This is a genomic window from Microcoleus sp. B4-D4, from assembly GCF_036705185.1.
Classification (GTDB): domain Bacteria; phylum Cyanobacteriota; class Cyanobacteriia; order Cyanobacteriales; family Microcoleaceae; genus Microcoleus.
This window is the reverse complement of sequence record NZ_JAUBTX010000008.1, coordinates 111,359-133,034: the sequence shown is the minus strand read 5'-3', so window position 1 is coordinate 133,034 and position 21,676 is coordinate 111,359. Positions and strand designations below refer to the sequence as shown.

13 protein-coding genes are annotated in these 21,676 nt (G+C 48.9%); 9 read left to right on the top strand and 4 right to left on the bottom strand.

Features of this window, described 5'->3' with window-relative positions; genetic code table 11:
• Positions 1 to 835 precede the first annotated feature (835 nt).
• The 3 genes from QUB13_RS09910 to QUB13_RS09900 all read left to right on the top strand — a co-directional run bounded on the left by QUB13_RS09910 (position 836) and on the right by QUB13_RS09900 (position 8,480).
• Positions 836 to 6,178, top strand: coding sequence for a hybrid sensor histidine kinase/response regulator (locus QUB13_RS09910; RefSeq protein ID WP_333380342.1), 5,343 nt, complete (start codon positions 836 to 838; stop codon positions 6,176 to 6,178).
• Positions 6,179 to 6,639: 461 nt separating this feature from the next.
• Positions 6,640 to 7,134 carry a peptide-methionine (R)-S-oxide reductase MsrB gene (gene msrB / locus QUB13_RS09905; RefSeq protein WP_333380341.1) on the top strand — a complete coding sequence of 165 codons (495 nt, stop codon included), beginning with the start codon at positions 6,640 to 6,642 and terminating at the stop codon, positions 7,132 to 7,134.
• Between the two features lie 125 nt (positions 7,135 to 7,259).
• Complete coding sequence (locus QUB13_RS09900; RefSeq protein WP_333380340.1) at positions 7,260 to 8,480, top strand: Rid family detoxifying hydrolase; 1,221 nt, start codon at positions 7,260 to 7,262, stop codon at positions 8,478 to 8,480.
• Between the two features lie 86 nt (positions 8,481 to 8,566).
• Here QUB13_RS09900 and QUB13_RS09895 read toward each other — a convergent pair whose 3' ends face one another.
• Entirely contained in the window at positions 8,567 to 9,235 is a 669-nt protein-coding gene (locus QUB13_RS09895) for a class I SAM-dependent methyltransferase (RefSeq protein ID WP_333380339.1), read from the bottom strand.
• A gap of 25 nt (positions 9,236 to 9,260) precedes the next feature.
• Entirely contained in the window at positions 9,261 to 10,604 is a 1,344-nt protein-coding gene (locus QUB13_RS09890; protein WP_333380338.1) for an APC family permease, read from the bottom strand.
• A 685-nt stretch (positions 10,605 to 11,289) separates the two neighbouring features.
• Between QUB13_RS09890 and QUB13_RS09885 the strand changes: the two genes are divergently transcribed.
• From QUB13_RS09885 to QUB13_RS09865, 4 genes are all read left to right on the top strand, one after another.
• Positions 11,290 to 12,516, top strand: a complete 1,227-nt coding sequence (locus QUB13_RS09885; RefSeq protein ID WP_333380337.1) for a PQQ-dependent sugar dehydrogenase — start codon at positions 11,290 to 11,292, stop codon at positions 12,514 to 12,516.
• A 123-nt stretch (positions 12,517 to 12,639) separates the two neighbouring features.
• Positions 12,640 to 14,286, top strand: coding sequence for an alpha-amylase family protein (locus tag QUB13_RS09880; protein WP_333380336.1), 1,647 nt, complete (start codon positions 12,640 to 12,642; stop codon positions 14,284 to 14,286).
• A gap of 27 nt (positions 14,287 to 14,313) precedes the next feature.
• Entirely contained in the window at positions 14,314 to 15,090 is a 777-nt protein-coding gene (locus QUB13_RS30430; RefSeq protein WP_442922151.1) for a rhomboid family intramembrane serine protease, read from the top strand.
• A gap of 17 nt (positions 15,091 to 15,107) precedes the next feature.
• A complete protein-coding gene (locus QUB13_RS09865; RefSeq protein WP_333380335.1) occupies positions 15,108 to 16,445 on the top strand; it encodes a ferredoxin reductase family protein in 1,338 nt (445 codons plus the stop codon).
• Between the two features lie 233 nt (positions 16,446 to 16,678).
• Here the strand turns inward: QUB13_RS09865 and QUB13_RS09860 are convergent, their stop codons facing one another.
• Positions 16,679 to 17,068 carry a hypothetical protein gene (locus tag QUB13_RS09860; protein ID WP_333380334.1) on the bottom strand — a complete coding sequence of 130 codons (390 nt, stop codon included), beginning with the start codon at positions 17,066 to 17,068 and terminating at the stop codon, positions 16,679 to 16,681.
• Between the two features lie 159 nt (positions 17,069 to 17,227).
• Here QUB13_RS09860 and rppA point away from each other — a divergent pair, with 159 nt between their 5' ends.
• Together rppA and QUB13_RS09850 are read left to right on the top strand one after the other, a co-directional pair.
• Positions 17,228 to 17,902 (top strand): two-component system response regulator RppA, encoded by a 675-nt coding sequence (gene rppA / locus QUB13_RS09855; protein ID WP_333380333.1) that lies wholly within the window; start codon positions 17,228 to 17,230, stop codon positions 17,900 to 17,902.
• Positions 17,895 to 19,151, top strand: a complete 1,257-nt coding sequence (locus tag QUB13_RS09850; RefSeq protein WP_333380332.1) for a sensor histidine kinase — start codon at positions 17,895 to 17,897, stop codon at positions 19,149 to 19,151. Before rppA ends, QUB13_RS09850 begins: the two co-directional genes overlap by 8 nt.
• Positions 19,152 to 19,457: 306 nt before the next feature.
• Here QUB13_RS09850 and QUB13_RS09845 read toward each other — a convergent pair whose 3' ends face one another.
• Complete coding sequence (locus QUB13_RS09845) at positions 19,458 to 21,611, bottom strand: polyribonucleotide nucleotidyltransferase (RefSeq protein ID WP_333380331.1); 2,154 nt, start codon at positions 21,609 to 21,611, stop codon at positions 19,458 to 19,460.
• Between the last annotated feature and the right edge of the window lie 65 nt (positions 21,612 to 21,676).

Below are 21,676 nucleotides of genomic sequence, written 5' to 3'. Positions count from 1 at the left end.
TTCAGCCGATGGGCTGTATTATCTCTACTCTTTCAAAAAATAGCAGGAGTTATACCAACAAAAGATATAAACTTGAGGGTGAATAGAAACGCTTACAATACACCGTTTAGCATTAGCAAATAGCTTGGATCGTCCGATTAAAGCATAATACTTTTGTCGCCATAGTGGTGATGTCCGTAACTGCATTAATCCTAATCATTTATGGAAAGTTTCTCGATTAGAAAAATCTCAAAATAGGTTTAAAAAAGGAAGGATTAAAGATGTAAGAAGCACATCTGCACCTCAACCTCAAAAACTACCGCGAGGCATAGAAATAATTCCTGGTATTCGGACTCAAATACAGCAAAATGGCTGCATGATTTGTATCTTGGGTGAAGTACCCACACCAACCGCTAGCCGGTATGGTGTATCTGTCCCAAGGGAGCATCTCAGTTTTGCAAAAAGCATTTTTTTTATTGTAGTGCGAGCTGTCGCGAGCTCGCGTCTTGTACTCGCGAGCGGGGACGCTCGCACTATAAATGCAAAACTGAGATGCTCCCAGTAACGCTCTCTTGAGAGTTAACCTCTACTGTCGCTGGAGAAATCCTGCCTCAGCAAGTCGGCTCGTAGATTAAAGAATCTCCGTGCGTTCACGCCGGAGAGTGTCAATTAATCTAACAGAATATTTACGCAGTGTGCAGATATTTTCCGGTTGCGAAGCAAAATGGTCAACATCCCAACCTCGATCGACCAGGCTTTCATCCCACCCCAAATTGAAAATTATGAAGTGGGGATTCACGCGCCCGCTAGCTAAAATAGACCCAATACAATAACGATTAAAATCAGGAATAAAACTATGCTGCCAGAACAACAACAGAGGATAATGGGCTATTTTATTGAGGAGGCAAAAGACCATCTCAATACGATCGAACAAGGTTTGCTGAATCTGCAGGCGACGATCGAAGACCCAGAACTGGTTAACGAAGTATTTAGGGCCGCTCACTCTGTTAAGGGAGGTGCGGCAATGCTGGGGCTGACGAGCATTCAGCAAACATCTCACCGATTAGAGGATAGTTTTAAGGTTTTAAAAGAGTGCAGCGTTAAGGTAGACCAACAGCTAGAATCTCTGTTCCTGCGAATTTTTGATACGTTGCAAGGGTTGTTGGAGCAACTTTCGGGGCCTTTTGGGCTGACGGAAGAGATGGGCGAACAGATGGTTCGAGAGTTGGAGCCGGTGTTTGATGAACTCAACGGGCATTTGGGGGGACTTGTCGGACACTCGGGACGGGATGTAGATCAGAGCAGTCCGCTGTCGTTACCTCAACCGGTTCTGGCTGGGATGGGGGCGGGGGCGTTTGGCTCGGAGAGGGGTATGGCGGGTTCGGGGGCGGTTTACGACTTTGATTCGACAGAAACAGAAGACAGTGCGCTGCATTTGGTGTTTGACTCGGATGTGCCCGCGAGGATGCGGGAAATGCTGCAGGAGTTCAAACAGCCGGAGGGGAATGAAAGCAGGCGGCAGCTCAAGAATATTTGTCGGAATTTGAGAATGGCGGGGGAGGAATTTGAGCTTCCCGGCTGGATCGAGTTGATGGCTGTGGTGTCTGAGGCGATCGCCAATCCAGAAAATACTTACCGGGTTTTGGCTCCCACTGTGATTAAGGATATCAAACAAGCGCAGGAGTTGGTGCTTTCGGGATTGTCTGATTCGATCGCGCCTAGCGAAAAACTTCTGTCGCTGATGCCCGAGGCTCGGGTTCCCGAAACCGATTTTGAGGATTTGCTGGCCTTCGCTCAACCGAGTAGTGCCGGCGGAAATTGGATCTCTGCTGAAGATGCCGCTTGGAAGCGGGCTGGGTTAGGCGATTCTGGTTCGGACGAACAATTACTACCGACGGTTTCTGGGTTGAATATAGATGAGTTGTTCGATCAATTGGATACTACCGAAGGCAATGATGTCAGTGAGGGTCGATCGCCGCAGTTCGATGATTTTCAAGGGTTCCTAGAGTCAGATATAGAGACTGATTCTTTGAGAATTTCTGCTCGCAGCGGCCCTGAAGTGGGGGTGGCGGAACTCAATACTTTGGCTGATTTGTTTAATGGCGAGTCTCCAGATCTTGAGGGTGCTTGGGAAGAAGAAGAAGATTTGGATTACGCGCAGTCGAATGGGATGGCTGCAGAGGGAATGCTGGGGTCGGATGATGATGATGATGATGATGACAATTCGGGCGATTTTACTGATTTGTTGTTTGATGAACAGACTGTGGAAGATTTGGAAGTTGATACCGAAAATCTGATGGACGATCTTAACAGTTTGTTTGGGGAAGATTTGATGTCGGCGGAGTCTGACGGTTCTGGAGTCGCTGCGGGTGAGGAAAATGCAGATTTGAGGCAGGGGCTGGCTTCCAAGCAGTTTGCAGCAAGTGGAGAAAGCGGTTTGGGTCAGCGGAAGCAGAGGGCCAAGAAAGCTGGGGCGCTGGCAGATGAGGATGCTTTGGGTACGTTTTTGGATGAGGTGGCTGCTCAATCTTCTCTGGATGTTGCCGGGGACACTGATTTGGATGATTTGTTTGGTAATTTGGGTGTTTCGGAGGAGGCGGGCTTGGTTGCGATATCGAACGGGGATGCTTTTGATGCTGAGGTTTTTGATGCTGGGTCGATCGAGTCTGCTGTCGGCGGTGACGATGATTCGGGGAATGCTGAAACGTTTGGTCTAGTTTCTTCTCTGGATGATTTTGATGTTCTGGCTTCGGGGGCTTCGGATTCCGATTTGACAGATTTGTTGAGTATCAGTTCTGGTTATTTGGATTCTGAAGGTGAAGGTGGAGACAGTGAGGACGATCGATTTATGAGCAATGCAGCCGTACCGCAAAATGAAAACGTTGAGAGTGTTCTGGATCTAACTTCAAGTTCTGATTTAGATGTTTCTGAGGATGGAAATTGGCTGGAAGATGTTTTCGGTGTGGATGATGAATCTTTGCAGTCGGCAAGCTTAGATATGGGCGATACGGATTTGGATGCGCTGTTTGGTTCGATGGAGGAAGACTTGATTTCTGGGGATGATGATGATGGGCTCGATCGCTCTGCTGGGACGGTTACTTCCCAGGAGGCGGCGGATTTGGCAGATCTGTTTGGTTCGGTACCTACGGGTACTGAGTATGACGGGGAGGCTTCGGGGTTGGTTGGCGAAGAATTGCAGAGTTTAGATGAAGATGCAGAATTGCTGAGTGGGGATGGGGAAGCTTCCTCTAGTAATGGGGCGATCGAGTTTTTCGACGCTGCTGTGGCCCCGGACGATCGGGATTTGGCCGATTTGGCAGAGGTTGATTTTGAGGCGATGTCGGATAATTTCCCTCAAAATGTTTCAAGTTTCGAGCCTGATGGGGATAGCACTTTTGATTTGTTGGAGGATATGTTTGGCGAACAGCTTTTGAGCCCGGCGGATGCTGGTTTGTCCGTCGCAGATGAGGATGCTGCTTTAGATTTACAGGAGTTGTCGGCCGGGCCAGCAGATAGTTTGTTGGATGCTACCGATGCAGATTTGTTTGCTCTACCTGAAACTTTCGCAGATGAAGAGTCTGGCGGTGGGGATGATTTGTTTGAGGCTCTGGAAAGGGATTTTGGGGGTACGGATTTTGAGCCTCTGTCGCCAGATTATGTCTCGGCTATGTTTGATGGCGATGATGATTTGCTGGCGGCTTTGGAAACTGGGGCGACTCTGAATACTCATGAGTTGGAGGGTTTTGATGATTTGTTGGATTCGATCGATGCAGGGCCTTTGGTGACTTCGGAACTGACATCTGGGTTGTGGGATGCTGAGGACGAATCGGATCTTGTGGATGCCTCGGATTTGGAAGAGGGCTCGCTGGCGGACTTTTTTGGCGGCAATGAATCCGACGGTGAGGACGATGAAGACAATTTTGATGATTTAGAAGCGCTGTTGATTGCAGGGGGTGCTACGGCTACGGCTTCAGCATCTGGGGGGAAAAATTCGAGTCCGGTCAACACTGAGGTTTTCTCGGATCTTGAGGAATTGCTCAGCGAGAGTGCAACACTTGCAGAAATTCCCGATTCCTTGGCAAGTTCTGCAAGTGTTGCTGCGTCCAATTCCCATCAAGCCAGCGATGACGAGTTTGGCGATTTGGAAAAATTGCTGCAAGATTCCAAGGACGGGGGCGGCCGCCAAGGGGAAGGCAATATTGTGCCGTCGGCGATTAACAGACCCAGACGTACTGCTCGGGCTGGCGGGTTCGGCGACCACACGATGCGGGTGCCGGTGAAGCAACTGGACAACCTCAGCAATTTGATGGGGGAACTGGTGGTCAACCGCAACAGTTTGGAGCAGGATCAAGAACGGATGCGGCAGTTTTTGGACAATTTGCTGCACCAGGTGACGCTGCTGAGCGATGTGAGCCAGCGGACTCAGGATTTCTACGAGCGGAGTCTTTTGGAGATTGCTTTGCTAGCAAACCGTCAGGGACACCGAGCTTCTTCGTCGCCTTGGCGCTCGGAGGAGGTTACTAACCACCGGGAAGGTGCCTGGAAACCGGAGGAAATGGACAGGTTTACTCCTTTCCACAGTTTGGCTCAGGAGATTATTGAGCTGATCGTGCGGGTGCGGGAGTCGGCGGCGGATATTGAGTTTTTGGTGGATGAGGCGGATCAGGTGACTCGCCAATTGCGACAAGTCACGACTCAGTTGCAGGAAGGTTTGACTCGGGCCCGGATGAAGCCGTTTGCTGAGACGACGGACAGGTTGTTCCGGGCGGTGCGAGAAATTGCGATTAAGTGCGGTAAGCAAGCTCAGTTGCAGGTTGAGGGTAAGGATATTTTGATCGACAAGATGATTGTGGATCAGCTTTATGACCCGATGACTCATTTGGTGAACAATGCGATTACTCACGGGATTGAGCCGCCGGAGGTGCGTTTGGCGGCGGGGAAACCGGGGATGGGCAGGATTACGATTCGGGCTTTTCACCAAGGAAATCAAACGGTGATTTCGGTTTCTGATGATGGGGCGGGAATTGACCCGCAAAAGGTGAAGGCTAAGGCGATTAAGCAGGGTTTGTTGACGGCTGCTCAGGCTCAGAGGATGTCTCGCTCGGAGGTGTACGATTTGCTGTTTATGCCTGGTTTTAGCACTCAGGAACAAGCGACGGAGTATGCCGGCCGCGGGGTTGGGATGGATGTGGTGCGGACTTCTTTGCAGGAGATTCGAGGGGTTGTGGCGATCGATTCGACGATCGGCAAGGGGACTGTATTCACCATCCGTTTACCTCTGGTGTTGAGTATTTCTAAGGCTCTGACTTGCATTAGCGATCGGGCTCGGATTGCTTTCCCGATGGATGGGGTGGAGGACATGATCGATGTGCCCCGCGATCAGGTGACGACGGGGGCGGATGGTTTACCCTGCATTGAGTGGCGGGGTTCGATTTTGCCGTTCCGGCCGCTGCGGGATTTGCTGGCTTACAACCGCCATTTGGGCCGGGGAAGTGTTTACGGGTTTAATACTGACGATGACATGATTTCGGTGATCGTGCTCCGGTCTGGTGGCAATTTCTTGGCGGTGCAGGTGGATCAGGTTTCGACTGAACAGGAAATTGTGATCAAGCAGTTGGAGGGGCCGGTGCCGAAGCCGATCGGGATTGCGGGTGCTACGGTGCTCGGGGATGGTCGGATTGTGGCGATTGCGGACGTTCTAGAGTTGATCGATTTGGCTACCGGCAGGCTGCAGAAGGAAGCTGGCGGTACGCTTTGGGATGAGAGCGATCGGGCGGCTGCGGAGGCGGAGGTTGAGAAGACTGAGCCTACTGTGCTGATTGTGGATGATTCGATTACGGTGCGATCGCTCTTGTCGATTACTTTTGAGAAAGCCGGCTACCGGGTTGAGGAGGCTCGCGACGGTAAGGAGGCTTGGGAAAAGATGAAGTCTGGCCTGCCTTGCGATATCGTGTTTTGCGATATTGAGATGCCGCGCATGGACGGTTTGGAGCTGCTTTCTCGGATGCAGAAGGATGCGCTTTTGTGCGAATTGCCGATCGCGATGTTGACTTCTCGCGGTGCTGACAGACACCGCCAAATGGCTTACGGTTTGGGCGCGAAGGGCTATTTCACCAAGCCTTATTTGGAGGAACAGTTGCTTGATGCTGCTTCTCGGATGTTGAAGGGTGAGGTTGTTGGTGCTCCGGCTATGGCTTAGGCGGTTGATGTTTGAAAATATAGGAGTCCTGTGGGGGCTAAACTCTCACAGGACTTTTGTGCGATCGGGTTAATTAACTGTAATACTTGTAGGTGTAATATCGTTTCCAGTTGTATCGTCAGGTGTTTTAACCGCTCTTGGCGCAGAGGGCACAGAGAGAGAAGATAGAGATGAATAATTACGATGCCATCGGAATTGTTTAAACAGTTAACAGTTAATAGTTAACAGTTAACATCACCTGATGCTGCAAGCAAAATTGGTATTATATCCAAGAACAGGCGATTGAAAAAGTTACAAATCAAGCATAAATTTTTGAACGTGATATCAAATCCGGTAGCATCGGAATTACTCTAATCTCTATTCTCTCCCTCTGTGTCCTCTGTGTTCTCTGCGGTTAAAACACCTGACGGTGCAACCGGAAACGATATGACTGGTAGTTTAGATTAGTAAGTGGATGGATTATGAAAAAACGATTATTTTTGAAAGCGGGTCTAGCCACAGTAAGCATGGCATGGTTATCGTCCTGTTTGCCTGGAAATTCTGATGTTATGGCCGCTTCTAAGGGTGTTTTTGAAATTACTAAAACCGAGGAAGAGTGGCGCAAAATTTTGACACCGGCACAGTTTGAAGTGTTGCGAAAACACGGCACTGAACGCTCTCACACTAGCATTCTCGATAAGCAATATGGGAAGGGGATTTATGCGTGTGCTGCGTGTGATTTGCCAGTTTTTTCGTCGAAAACCAAATTTGATAGCGGTACTGGCTGGCCAAGTTTTTATGAACCGATCAAAGGGGCGATCGGCACATCGGTAGATAATTCGCTGTTTGGGACTAGAATTGAGGTGCATTGTCATCGCTGCGGCGGGCATTTGGGTCACGTATTTGATGACGGCCCTGCACCTACTGGGAAACGCTACTGCATGAATGGTGTTGCTATGAAATTTATTGCTGGCTGACGTTCTTTGACGGGTCATTCTGTGGTATGGAATCCGATAATCATCCATCCGCAAAACCGCTAGTGCAGGCGGATTCGCGCGGATGGTATAGTGATTTTTGGGACGTGACGACAGGGAGGTTATGAATGGACGCTAAAGAACTTTTAGAAAGATACGCTAAAGGTGAACGAAAATTTCATTCAGCTATGCTGAGAGGGGTAGACCTCAAAGGTGCCAAGCTGAGTGGAATAGAGCTAAACAGTGCTGATTTATCTGAATCTGATTTGAGTGAGGCAATCTTGACCAAGGCAAGCCTTCACAATACAAATCTCTGTAAGGCAAATCTGACAAAAGCAAATTTGAGTGGGGCACAGGGAAATTCACCAAATATGATTTCGGCAAACCTTAGCGGTGCTAACTTAAGCGGATCGTGCTTCAATCATTCCAAGTTCTGGGATGCTAACTTAAATCAGGCAAACCTTAGCGGTGCTAGCTGGAGTAGTGCAAATTTAACTAGAACTTTATTGATTGAGGCCAACCTAAGTAAAGCCACCCTAAGTAGTGCAATCTTGACCCAAGCAGACTTGACTAAAGCTGATTTAAGTCGGGCAGACCTAACTGGTGTGACGCTTCAAAGCGCAAATTTACAGGGAGCTAAACTTCAGTTGACTAAGCTATCTAAATCTAACCTATCATGGGTGAATTTGGATGAAGCTTATCTGGTTGGAGCTGATATTCAAGGGACAAATCTCAAAAAATCTAGCCTGCAAGGTGCAAGTCTCGAAGCAGCCAATCTGCAAGGAGCAAATTTGATTAAAGCAAACCTGGATGGAGCCAACCTGAAACAAGCAGATTTGACAGATGCAAACATTTATGCAGTAAGTATTGAGAATGCAGACTTCACTGGTGCGATAATGCCAGATGGAGAAATCTACAATCAAGAAACCTCCGAAAAATTATCCCAAAAAGTGACATCTATGACGCGCAAAATTATTCGTACTGACAAAGCACCCGCACCCGTCGGCCCATACAATCAAGCGATCGCCGCAACGGGCACTATGCTGTTTGTAGCCGGTCAAATTGCGATCGACACTAGACTAAACGATATTGTCTACACCGACGACGTGGCCAAACAAACCCAACAAGTTATGGCAAATCTCGAAGCAATTCTCACAGAAGCCGGCGCTACTTGGTTGGATGTGGTAAAAACTACGGTTTTCCTCAAAGATATGAATGATTTTGCCGCTGTGAATGCGGTTTATGCCAAGTATTTTGATGCGGAAACTGCACCGGCGCGCGCTTGTGTGGAGGTGGCGCGTTTGCCGAAGGATGTATTAGTTGAAATTGACTGTATTGCGGTTATTTAACGTGAGTTTGAGTGCTGACCTGGCACGTCGATCGGATCGACGTGCCAGGTATATAGAGTCTGACTCCTCAAGCTGCAATAGTCTCACTACTTCTTCAAATTAGCAGGAGGAGTTTCAGGTACAACCCAGTAGTAGACTGTTCTCTCGCCCACTTTTACTACTTGCTCAGGTTTCCAGTCGCCCATATCGAATTCATGGGACACAATGCGCGTACCTGGTTTTAATTCACTGAGTAATTTGGGGCGCAGTTTTACGTTGAGTTCTGGCAGTAGGTATAGCGTGACAACTGTTGCCTCACTGAAGTCCGTTTGGAATAAATCTTGCTGACGAAACTGGACGCGATCGGTCACGCCAGCCTTTTTGGCGTTCTCGTTAGCTTCTCGAATGCGTTCTGGGTTGATGTCAATACCAATGCCCCGCGCGCCAACCTTTTGAGCGGCTGCAATCACAATCCTACCGTCGCCACTACCCAGGTCGTAAACCACGTCATTGGACTGCACGTTTGCCAGCCGCAGCATTTCATTCACAACCGGTTCAGGCGTTGGAACGTAAACGACATCGGGTTCACGGGTTGGAGCTTGTGTTGTGGGGCTAGGAGTCGCTTGAGCCACATCGGAAACAGAATTAGTTGGGGATGCGGCAGCCGGAGTTGGAGCCACTGTCTCAAAGTTACGTTGTTGGGTACAGCCGATCGCAGCAAAACTGAGAATGCTAACGCCAACAAAGAATGATTGCCTAATGGTTTTGAGTTGCACGATCGTAAATCTCCAAAAAAAGTTGCTATGTAGTATGACGGGCAAAGGGAATACCCAGTAGAACAACGATGACCCCTGCGATCGCGCCGATGCCTGTATAGACCAGACTGGAATAGAGCAAATAGCCACAAATGGCGCAGAACACTATGGGAACGATCGGGTAAAGCGGTACGCTAAACGGGCGGAGTCGATCGGGTTCTCGAATGCGTAAAACAATTAACGACAGGGTGCTGATCAAAAAGAAAAACCAGAAGATGGGGGCAGTGTAGTCCACCATTGTTTCAAATCCTTTGCGGGTGAAGGTTCCCAGCCCAATCAGCGTCAGGGCGATCGCACCTTGCAATAAATAAGCGGTTGTGGGTGAACTCGGATGCGGGTGCCAGCGTCCCAACCAACGAAACGCAGACAGATCCTGCCCCAGAGCAAAGCTGCTGCGTGCCCCCGTAAAGATGCTGGCGTTGATCGACCCCAGCGTGGCGGTCACAACCAGTAAACTCACAAACGCGGCTCCTGGTTCACCCAGCACTCGCCGCAGTAAATCTGATGCAACGGCTTGAGAGTCTGCCATGCCTGCGATACCCAATCCCCGCAGATATGCCAGATTAATCAGCAGATAAAGTCCTGTAATGATGCCAATGCTCCAGAGGAACGATCGCACAATATTGCGCTGCGGGTGGTGAATTTCGGCAGAAATGTAAGCGGCTTCATTCCAACCACCATAGGACAGCAGCACGAAGACCAGCGCTAAGCCCCAGGAAGAGGTAGGAGAGGCATCGGAGGGAAGCGGCCCGACGGAAGCAGGGGAGGATGCCAGACCAACCACGATAACCAGCAGTAAGCCTAAAACGAGTATCACCGCTAGCCAGTTCTGGAGGCCTTTACTCTGGCGCAGTCCAATGATGTTCAGCATTGTGAGCAGGGCGATCGCGACTGCGGCGTAAATTGCAGGCGAGTAGCCACCTAGTCGAAATAGCTCAGAGGCATAGTCGCCAAACACAAATGCCAGCAGCGCGATCGATCCAGTCTGAATCACGGTCATGCGTGCCCAGGCAAATAAAACCGCGATCGGTTGCCCAAATGCCCGTTTCAGGTAGTAGTAGTTGCCGCCGACATGGGGATATGTCGTTGCCAATTCGGCGTAGCAAAGTGCCCCCAGCAATGACACAACACCGCCCATCAGCCAGACTCCTATGACACCACCAACCGTTCCAGCATTAGCAGCGACCAGAGCAGGGGTTTCAAAAATGCCTGCGCCGATTACTAGCCCGACAATCAAGGCGATCGCATCAATTAGACTAATAGAGGGTTTTGGAGTCCCTGTTTGGGGTTCGTTACGTTCTACCAGTGCAGTGTTCTCTAATCTATTCACAGTTTTAGCTTCTCAACAAGTAGAATTTGTAACGACACCCAGGCGTAAACCCATTTCCGTTTTGCCCAAAAATCCGACACTCAGAAGAATTAAAATTCCTGCGATACCAGAAATTAAAAAGAGTTGCTGGAAACGTGAACTGTTCATCCTCAAAAATCTATTTAGGAAAGGGTTGACAATCAAGGTCTACTCTTAGCGTCAACAGCAAATGTGACTCAAAGGTGACAATTCCCACATTTTTCCAATTAATTACTGAGAGCAGGTTCCCATGCTTCGATGGTTTGCAGGATAATCAAACCAAAACGAACCATTGCTTGCAGTTGAGGTAGCATCTACCAAATCCGCGTCACTCCTGAAATCAATACATGAGCGCTTCGATCGCCAATCAGACAACCGCACAGATAATCCAGAAACGAGATTCAGCCTTTTGCAAGATGACAAAATCTACACGATCTTGCACAATAGCCATCATGTTGTTGAATGGTTAGAAGCACTGGATTTCTAGATCGGGGCTTTGTATTGTCGGCAAATTTTCGGCTCAAAAGTGATTAAACGACGATCGATCGTGTCTACAAGAAAAAGTAATGTGAACAGTTGGATAAGCGGTGTTAGCTGTTTTATTTGATTGCACAAAAATTGATGAAAATTGCAGCGTAGCTCAAAAGCAATTAGCAGGTAAAAACGCATGAAACGAACAAACATTCTTAAAAGTAGGCTAATGTTGAGCATCATGGGTCTAGTTGCCTGCACTTCTCCCCAGCCACAGGTGCGCGAAACACCGGCTTCTGTCCAAATCAGTAGTGAAGCGCAACAGGCACAAACTAATCAAACTGCCCAGCAGCCAGCCAGTTGCAAATTGGTGGAAGACGGGTTTGGTCCGCAGGGGCAGGTGAGTGTACGGGTGGAGGAAGTGGTGACAGGGCTGGATGTTCCCTGGGGGATTGCCTTCTTACCAAACCGCGATCTGCTTGTTTCTGAACGATCGGGACAGGTGCGGCTAGTGCAAAATGGCAAGCTGCGCCCCCAAGCGATCGCCACCATCAATGTCAGCGATCGCGGTGAAGGTGGATTACTGGGCATTGCCGCTCATCCCGATTTTGCCAATAACCGATTCTTTTATGTGTATTTCACCGCCAACCAAAATGGCACTCCAGTCAATCGTGTGGAACGCTGGCAGTTGTCCCAGGATGGGTTGAGTGCAACCCGCGATCGCACCATTGTTGACAATATTCCCGTTGCTCAATTCCACAACGGCGGACGGATTCGGTTTGGTCCCGATGGGATGCTTTATATTGGCACCGGAGACGCCAGAGATCCAAACCTTTCTCAGAATGTCAAAAGTCTGGCAGGCAAGATTTTGCGCGTCACCCCTGATGGCCAGGTACCCGCTGATAATCCCTTCCCAGGAAATCCAGTTTATATCCTGGGAATTCGCAATACTCAGGGGTTTGATTGGGTGAATGTATCGACTCTGTGGGTCAGCGATCATGGCCCCAGTGGCGAGTTAGGGCGATCGGGACACGATAAAGTCAGTGTTGCCCGGGCAGGTGATAATTTGGGCTGGCCCACTATCTATCGCTGCGAATCACAGCAAGGATTAGTCACCCCTGCGATCGTGTGGCAGCAGGCATTACCCCCCGGAGGAGCCACCATCTACACAGGTAATGCGATTCCTGAATGGAAAGGCAACCTCATAGTTGCAGGACTGCGGGCAGAGCAATTGCAGCGAATTGTCATCGATCCTCGATCGGGTCAAGTGCAGCAGCATGAAGTGTATTTGCAGGGGCAGCAGGGACGGCTCAGAGAAGCGATTATGGGCCCCGATGGGGAATTGTATGTGACCACCAGTAATTGTGATGGTCGCGGCACTTGCCCACCAGAACAGGACAAGATTCTTCGCATTACTCGCTGAGTAAGTTTTTGAACCTGTCACCTTCTGATCACTTTTGGGCTTCAAATTTAAAAGAGGTAGAGAATTACGATCGCTCAAGCGATTGCTTTACCTGTTCTTTTATCAGTTGAATGGGTAATTCTAATGCTGGATCTCTGGTACAAAAATGCCATCATCTATTGCATCGATGTCAAAACCTTCATGGATGCGAATGGTGATGGCATTGGTGACTTTGCAGGCTTGACTGAGCGCGTTGATTACCTGTCTGGGTTGGGCGTTACCTGCATCTGGCTCATGCCTTTCTATCCATCTCCCAATAAAGATAATGGGTACGATGTGATGGATTACTACAGCATCGATCCTCGTTTAGGAACATTGGGAGATTTTGTTGCATTCACCCATAGGGCAGAAGAACGAGGAATCCGGGTTATTGTTGATTTGGTTGTCAACCATACGTCAGATCAGCACCCCTGGTTTCAAGCAGCTTGTAAAGATAAAACCTCCAAATACTGGAACTACTACTTGTGGTCAAAAGAGAAACCGCAGGATTTGTTAGAAGGTATTATCTTCCCGGGTTTTCAGAAAGCGACGTGGACATATCAACCAGAAGCAGAAGCCTATTATGCCCATCGGTTCTATGACCATCAGGCTGACTTGAATATTACTAATCCTGAAGTCAGGATAGAGATTCAAAAAATCATGGGGTTTTGGTTGATGTTGGGCGTATCTGGGTTTCGGATTGATGCCGCTCCCTATCTCATTGAACTGAGACAGGCTGATAACCTGTGTGAGCGAGTCGACGATCCTTACATCTACATTGATGAACTGCGGAATTTTCTTTCCTGGCGACGGGGAGATGCGATTTTGCTGGCAGAAGCCAATGAACCTCCCGAAGAACTATCCAGGTATTTTGGGGATGGCAACCGGATGCAAATGCTGTTTAACTTTTGGGGAAATCAACATTTAATGCTTGCCCTAGCACAGGAAACGGCAACTCCACTAATTGAAGCATTTAAAGAATTGCCAGATCTCCCCCCCACTGGGCAATGGGCAAACTTTATTCGCAATCATGATGAACTGTCGCTCGATCAACTCTCCAATGTTCAGCAAGACGAAATTGCAGGGGCATTTGCGCCCGATCGCGATCGAATGTGGATTTTCGATCGCGGTATCCGTCGTCGATTTGCTCCTATGGTCAACGGCGATATTCAGCGACTGCAACTAACCTATAGTTTGCTGCTAACCCTACCAGGCACGCCAGTGATTAACTATGGCGAAGAATTGGGTATGGGTGATGACTTATCATTGAACGAGCGCGATCCGGCTCGGACACCAATGCAATGGTCGAGTGCGCCCAATGGTGGATTTTCGACGGCCGCGGCCGATCAACTCCTCCTTCCTGTTATTTCCGAAGGCGAATACAGCTACGAGCATTTGAATGTCAAGGTTCAACGTCGAAACCCTGACTCGTTGCTCAACTGGATGGAACGCGCCATCCGCGTGCGGAAGGAATGCCCTGAGTTTGGTTGGGGCGCATGGCAAATCTTGGAGGCGAATCACCCCAGTGTATTTGCCCATCGGTGTGAGTGGGAGGGCAGGGTGGTTATTGCCGTACATAATCTGGCCGAAGCTGCCTGTACAGCAACATTGACACTCAAAGAGGATGCTAACAAATATTTGATTGATTTGTTTGAAGATCGGCCGGATGAGGCGATCGTAGATTCATCTCATAAAATTCATCTCAAAGGGTACGGTTACCACTGGTTTCGCGTGGGCAACCAGCCTTTTTAACAGATATCCATACAAGGAAGAAGTATTGTGGTTCCCCTTCACGACAACAATCCTACCCGAATTACTCCTTACGTCAATTATGGGTTAATTGGTATCAACATCGTTATTTTTTTTTATGAGGCAAGTTTATCGGCTCCGCAATTGAAGAGTTTTGTACAAGCCTATGCGGTTGTTCCGAATCAATTAACTACCAGTTTTCAAAGTGGTGATCTCGCACAAATTCTACTTCAAGCGATGACACTCATTACCTCGCAGTTTCTGCATGGAGGTTTTTTGCATCTGGGTGGGAATATGCTGTTTTTGTGGGTATTTGGCAACAACATCGAAGACCAGTTGGGACATATCAAGTTTTTGATTTTCTATCTGCTTTGTGGAGCCTTAGCAGGGTTGGCGCAGTGGTTTTTCTCAATGCAGTCTACGGTGCCTGCATTGGGAGCTAGTGGGGCGATAGCGGGCGTCCTTGGAGTGTACATTCTTCGCTTTCCTCACGCTAAAATTCTGACCTTGGTTCCGCTAGGTTTCTTTCTAACAATTTTCCGTATCCGGCAATTTTCTTCCTGGGCTTTTGGTTTGTCCAACAAGCTTTGTACGGTGTTGCCAGTTTGCAGATACGCAGTAATGTCGGCATGGAAGGTGGTGGTATTGCTTACCAAAGGCTTATACCCAATCCTGGGCAACGATGTCTGGGAACACGCTTATTATCTGCGCTACCAAAATCGCCGCGCTGAATATCTGACCAATTGGTGGAATGTGGTCAACTGGGAAGAAGTAAACCGACGGTTTCAACTCGCATCCCAACCATAATCGTCTAGGAGTTTGCTATGAGAAGGTTGTTAATGCATAGCCCGAGCGCAGTTGCTGTTCTCTGGATTGTAGGGTATCTGTCACTGACTCTATTTCCCCTGTTGGTGCTGTTATTGCATCCGGCTCCCTCTGGACGTGGATTCTGGACTGAGTTTTCGGTAGCACTGGGCTTTATTGGCTTGGCGATGATGGCGTTGCAATTTATCCTGACGGCCCGCGTCAATCGGATCGAAACCTCTTACGGGATTGATATCCTGCTGCAGTTTCATCGCTATACCTCACTGGTGGCATTTTTCATGGTGCTGGTACATCCAGTTATCTTATTTATTGCTCAACCGGAAACCCTGCAACTACTCAACTTTCCCCAGGCACCCTGGCGGGCGCGGATGGCAGTCTTGGGTACACTGGCATTTCTGGCAATGGTGGTGACAACTATCTGGCGCAAACCACTCAAGATTCCCTACGAACCCTGGCGAGCCTCTCACACCATTCTGGCAGTGGTGGCACTGGGGTTCGGCTTTGCACATGCCCTCGCCGTTGGCAATTATTTAGGCTTGTTCTGGAAAGCTGTGCTCTGGGGAGGCATTATTCTCATCTCGCTCTGGCTAATCATTTATGTGCGTTTGATCAAACCCTGGTTGATGACTAAAAAGCCCTACGTGGTAGAGGAAGTGCTGCCCCAACGGGGTGATGTCTGGACGCTGGCATTGCGTCCCTTGGGACATGAAGGCTTTACCTTTGAACCCGGTCAATTTGCCTGGTTGACGCTGAATATTACCCCGTTGAGTATGCGAGAACATCCGTTTTCGATGTCGTCTAGTGCCGATCGCGCCGATCGCATCGAGTTTGGTATCAAAGCGATCGGAGATTTCACCAAAGGCATCAAAGATGTCCAACCGGGAACGAGAGCGTATTTGGATGGGCCCTATGGGGTATTTACGACCGAGCGCTATTGGGACAGCGCTGGCTTTGTGTTGATTGCTGGTGGAGTGGGGATTACACCGATCTTCAGCATCCTGTTGACCGCGGCCCAACGAAAGGACGATCGCCCCTTTTTGCTAATCTACGCGGCTTCCTCCTGGGACGACCTGACCTATCAAGAAGAGCTAGACGCTTTAAAGGAAAAATTAGATTTATCGATCGTCTATGTGTTGCGAAAAGTTCATGACGATTGGGCAGGTGACACAGGTTATGTTGACCAAGCATTATTGGAAAAATACATTCCTCTTCATCGGGGCAGTCGGCATTACTTTGTCTGTGCGGCTCCGGTGATGATGGATGCCGTTGAGCGGGCGTTATTTGAACTAAAGGTTCCCGTCACGAACGTTCACATGGAACACTTTGATTTAGCTTAATGGGGGGCTATGCGTTACAGTATCATGTTGCAACTGGTAGCAGGCACAACGCTCATTTTGTTGGGAGTTGCGGTTGTCTTTGCCTGGCTTCAAACTCGAATTGAGCCTATCGATCTTAGAGAAGACACAATTTCTAATCCTTCTCATAACAGGCACTAAATCCATGCTTGCGATCGGCGGCACTCGATCTATTTCCCACTCGCCAATTGTGCAGCAATTTTTCGACCGACCGCTTAGTTCTTAATCCGGTAGCTGATCAATTTGCGGACATTTTCAACCGGCATTGCTAATTCTTGGGCGATCGCTGCTTCGGCCTGACTGGTTTGGGTTACTGGAAACTCGTATTCCAACTTCTTTAAAGTTGAGTCACTGGTGTTGACAAAAATAGTGGTAACACCGACGCTGCGATCGATTTCTGCATTTATGCTCAAGATTGTTACTGGTAATCTCCGATTTAACTGTTTATCTGCCTGGAGTTTGTGGACAGAGTTATACGGACGGCTTAGAGTGTGGGCAGCGATGAAGTTACCTGTAGTCCAGAATAAGGCTGCTACCAAAGGCAGAGGTATCCATAATTCCCAGGCAGCGCGGTGTAGAAGTGGTAAGAAGCGAGGTAAAGCCATTGAAATGTTGGATTTGAGATTTAGATTGCTCGAAATAATCGGGAGAAACTACTAACATTTTAGTTAGCAACAGATTGGCATAAATCTTACCTGTGATGGAGGCTTTTCCTAAATTTCTTCTCTACCATACATACAATTTGCCGAACAATGGTGAGACGGATGCGAATTCTCCTGGTAGAAGACGATGTAGATCAACTGGAGCCACTTCAAGCTGCTCTCTCTGAGGCAGGACATATTGTGGATGGTGTAGAAGATGGGGCGACGGCCCAGTGGATTTTATCCAAGCGGGACTACGATCTGTTGATCCTGGATTGGTTATTACCAGAGGTCAGTGGGTTAAGCTTATGCCAGCAATACCGCCGTCTGGGAAAAACGGCCCCAGTGTTGCTGTTGACTGCCAAAGATGCGATTGTTGACAAAATTAGCGGTTTAGACGCTGGAGCAGATGATTATCTCATCAAACCTGCCGATGTGTTTGAACTGCTGGCACGGGTGCGGGCATTGGGACGACGATCGCCACTTTGGAAAGGGGATACTTTACAGGTTGAAGATCTGACTCTACATCTATCAACGCTGACTATTGAACGGAGGGAGCAAAGTCTGCAGTTATCGACTCGTGAATTTCTATTTCTAGAGTATCTGATGCGCCATCCTCGTCAGGTACTCTCCCGCAGCCAAATTGAACAAGCCTTGTGGGAGTGGGGCAGCGAACCGGAGAGTAATGCGATTACTGTCCTAGTGCGTCGTCTGCGGCAGCGATTGCAGATGATAGGTGCTGTCAGTTGGCTAGAAACCGTATATGGTATGGGATATCGCTTGAATCCAGATGTTTAATCGCAGCCGCCGCAATCTTGCCCACTGGTTTACGCTCTCGATGGGGGCTATTCTGATCATTTTTGCAGGGATCATTTACTACCAGCGCTCGGTTAACCGCTTAGAAGAGAGCGATCGACTACTCTACAAAAAAGCAAGAGTCATGACTGCCAATATTGACTATGGTTTGCGGCAGGGAAAAGAACACATCGATCTGAGTAACGTTCCGATTCTTGGGAATTATTCTCCTCCCTCTGACAGTGAAGTTGTTTACGCCCGCTGGTATTCAGCGACTGGACAACTGCAACAGTTTTATGGAACGCAGCCCTCGGATCGGATTCAGGCGATCGCGGCGTTTCAAACCATTCAGTCTCCCCCCGAGTGGCTGCGACAATTAACCCTTCCGGTTGAGCACAAAGGACGCACGATTGGCTATCTCCAGATTGCTATCCCATTGACGGATGCTCAGGAAACACTGAGAGAGTTACTGATTGTGATGGTGGTAACACTGCCCTTGACCCTGGGCGCGATTAGTCTAGTAGGCTGGTTTTTAGGCGGATTGGCAATGCAACCCATTCAAAATGCCTATGCCCAAATGCAAAGATTTACGTCTGATGCTTCCCACGAACTAAGGGCACCGCTTGCCACAATACTCAGCAATGCCCAGGTTGGCTTACTCAGCCCAGTCGATGCCGGGAAGCCTAAGCACTCTCGATTGGAAAAGATTGCTGAAACGGCTAAGTCGATGAATCGGTTGGTGACCGATCTGTTGTTTTTAGCACGACAGGCAGGACAGTTAGACGCAAACTCGCTTCAATCGATTCACTTGAATGACCTGTTGAAAAATACGATCGCCACTTCATCAATACAGGGTGTTGCCCAGCATTTAAACCTTCATTTAGAACTGCCTGAAGAGAGAGTTATGATCAAAGGCAATTCTGATTTATTAAAACAAGCTATCACTAATCTACTCACCAATGCGTGCAAGTATACCTTACCTGAAGGAACAGTGTGGCTGCGGTTATTGACTCAATCTCATCGCATTTTAATTCAAATAGAAGATAGGGGAATCGGCATTCCAGAGGCAGATTTGCCACACATTTTTGATCGATTTTACCGAGTTGATGAGGTACGAACACGGAAGAAAGGCGGCTCTGGGTTGGGATTGGCGATCGCCCAGCAAATTGTGGAAGCTCACGGCGGACATCTAACGGTAAGTAGCGAGGTTGGGAAAGGTTCTCTGTTTCAAATAGAACTGCCCCTGTTATAGAAGATATCCTGCGGCTATAACGGGTACATCGAAGATTGTCACTCTTGAATCACAGTTGCGATCGATTGTGTAGTTGCGGTTGAAACCGCAGAGGGGAAAGTGCGCGACTGTATGAACTTCCACAGCCGTTAGCGCAGCCCTCGAAGAGGATCGCACTTTTGTCGATCTGTCGCTGTCGCGCACCTACTCCCAAATCTGAAACAATCAGATTTAATCACGAGTTAGCAATTAGCAATTACTAATCACCAGTTAGCAATTAGCAATTAGCAATTACTCTATAAGCAATTACCAATTACCAACCCTAAACTATTTATTCAACGCTTCGCGGGCGGCTGCCGCTTCGTCGGGATGAATGTTCAAACGGGTCAAGTTAATCCGACCTTTAGTGTCAATTTCTCGCACTTTGACAATCACTTCATCGTTCACTGCTAACTCGTCTTCCACTTTCCCAACGCGGTAGTCCGCTAACTGGGAAATGTGAATCATTCCTTCTTTTCCTGGCAGAATTTCTACAAAAGCGCCGATCGGAATAATTCGAGTTACGCGGCCGACATACACGTCTCCAGCATTCAACTTCCGCGTCATGCCTTGGACAATATTGTAAGCCCGCTGAGCTTTCTCGCTGTCGTTACCGGCAATTGTCACGGTTCCGTCGTCTTCGATGTCAATCTTGACACCGGTTTCTTCGGTGATGGCTTTGATTGTTTTGCCACCTGGCCCAATTACCAAACCGATAAATTCTGGATCGATTTTCAGGGTTAACAAACGCGGTGCAAACGGCGACATTTCCTTGCGGGGAGCGTCGATGGTTGCTAGCATTCTTTCTAAAATGTGCAGTCTGGCGGGTTTTGCTTGGCGGATGGCGGTGGCTATGACATCTAAGGGCAAACCTTTGATTTTCATGTCCATTTGCAAAGCAGTAATTCCGGTGTCGGTACCGGCTACTTTGAAGTCCATGTCGCCTAAGAAGTCTTCAATTGCTTGAATGTCTGTCAAAATTCGGACTTCATCGCCTTCTTTGATTAATCCCATTGCCGCGCCGCTGACGGGTTGGGAAAGGGGAACGCCTGCATCCATTAATGCTAGTGTCGATCCGCACACTGAACCCATTGATGTTGAACCGTCGGAAGAAAGGATTTCGGAGACTACGCGAATTACGTAGGGGAAATCTTCTTTTGATGGCAAAACTGGGACTAGGGCGCGTTCTGCGAGGGCTCCGTGACCGATTTCTCGGCGTCCGGGCGATCGCATCGGTTTAGTTTCTCCCACGGAAAACGGCGGGAAATTGTAGTGATGCAAGTAGCGTTTGTCTTGCTGCGGGTGCAAATCGTCTCCTAAGTCTTGGGCGTCGCCGGGGGTTCCCAGGGTAGCTGTGGACAAGACTTGGGTTAACCCGCGATTGAACAGCGCACAGCCGTGTACTCGCGACGGCAGCACGCCTACGCGACAAGAAACGGAACGCACCTCGTCTAGCTTGCGGCCGTCTACACGAACGCCATCTTCGATGATTTGCTTCCGCATCATTTTTTTGGTAACGTCTTTGAAAACGTTGCCAATTGTCTTGCTGTTGGCACCTGCAGCTACTTTGATCGGATCGTCTTCGGCGAGTTCGGCGATCGCAGCTTCGACTTCATTGGCTTTCACTTCGTCTAAAGCCGCATTCCGTACTGTTTTGTCTTTTTCAAATCTTGACAAAATGATGCGGATTGGTTCTTGGGCGCGATCGCGAATAAAGTTTTCCAAGGCCATATCTGGCGATGGTCTTTCCTCTACCACCAAATCAATGCCCAATTCTGCCATAATTTCGCGCTGGGCTTGAATCAAGTCGCAGGCTGCTTCGTAGCCGAAGTCGATCGCCTCGATGATATCCTGTTCCGGCAATTGGTTGGCGCTGGCTTCCACCATGATTACTCCGTCTGGAGAACCTGCTACCACGAGATCCAACTCGCCTTCTTTGATTTCGCTGTAGGTTGGGTTGATGATGAAATCGTCCCCTACCAAACCAACTCGCACCGCAGCCATCGGCCCGTAAAACGGCATTTTCGCCAGCAGGATCGCTACTGAAGCGCCCGTTACCGCCAAAACGTCCGGCGGTACTTGTTCGTCCATCGACAGGGTTGTGGCTACGACTTGGATGTCATCTCGCAGCCAGCTTGGGAATAGCGGGCGCAGCGGGCGATCGATCAAACGCCCAGTCAAAGTCACTTTTTCTGGGGGACGCCCTTCCCGGCGCAAAAATCCACCGGGAATTTTACCGCCTGCGTACAGTCTCTCTTCGTAATCCACCAACAAAGGCAGGAAATCAATTCCTTCTCTCCCCTGCGATCGAGTGGCCGTTACTAAAACGGCCGTGTCACCCGACTGAATCAAAACTGCACCGCCTGCTTGAGGCGCCAGTAAACCAATCTTCAGTCTAATATCCCTTCCATCGAAGGATATTGACTTGTCTATCTCTACCATGTAGGACTGCTTCCTTATCTACCACATTCTTTCTCTGTCGGGATCGTAACACTACCACAGGATGT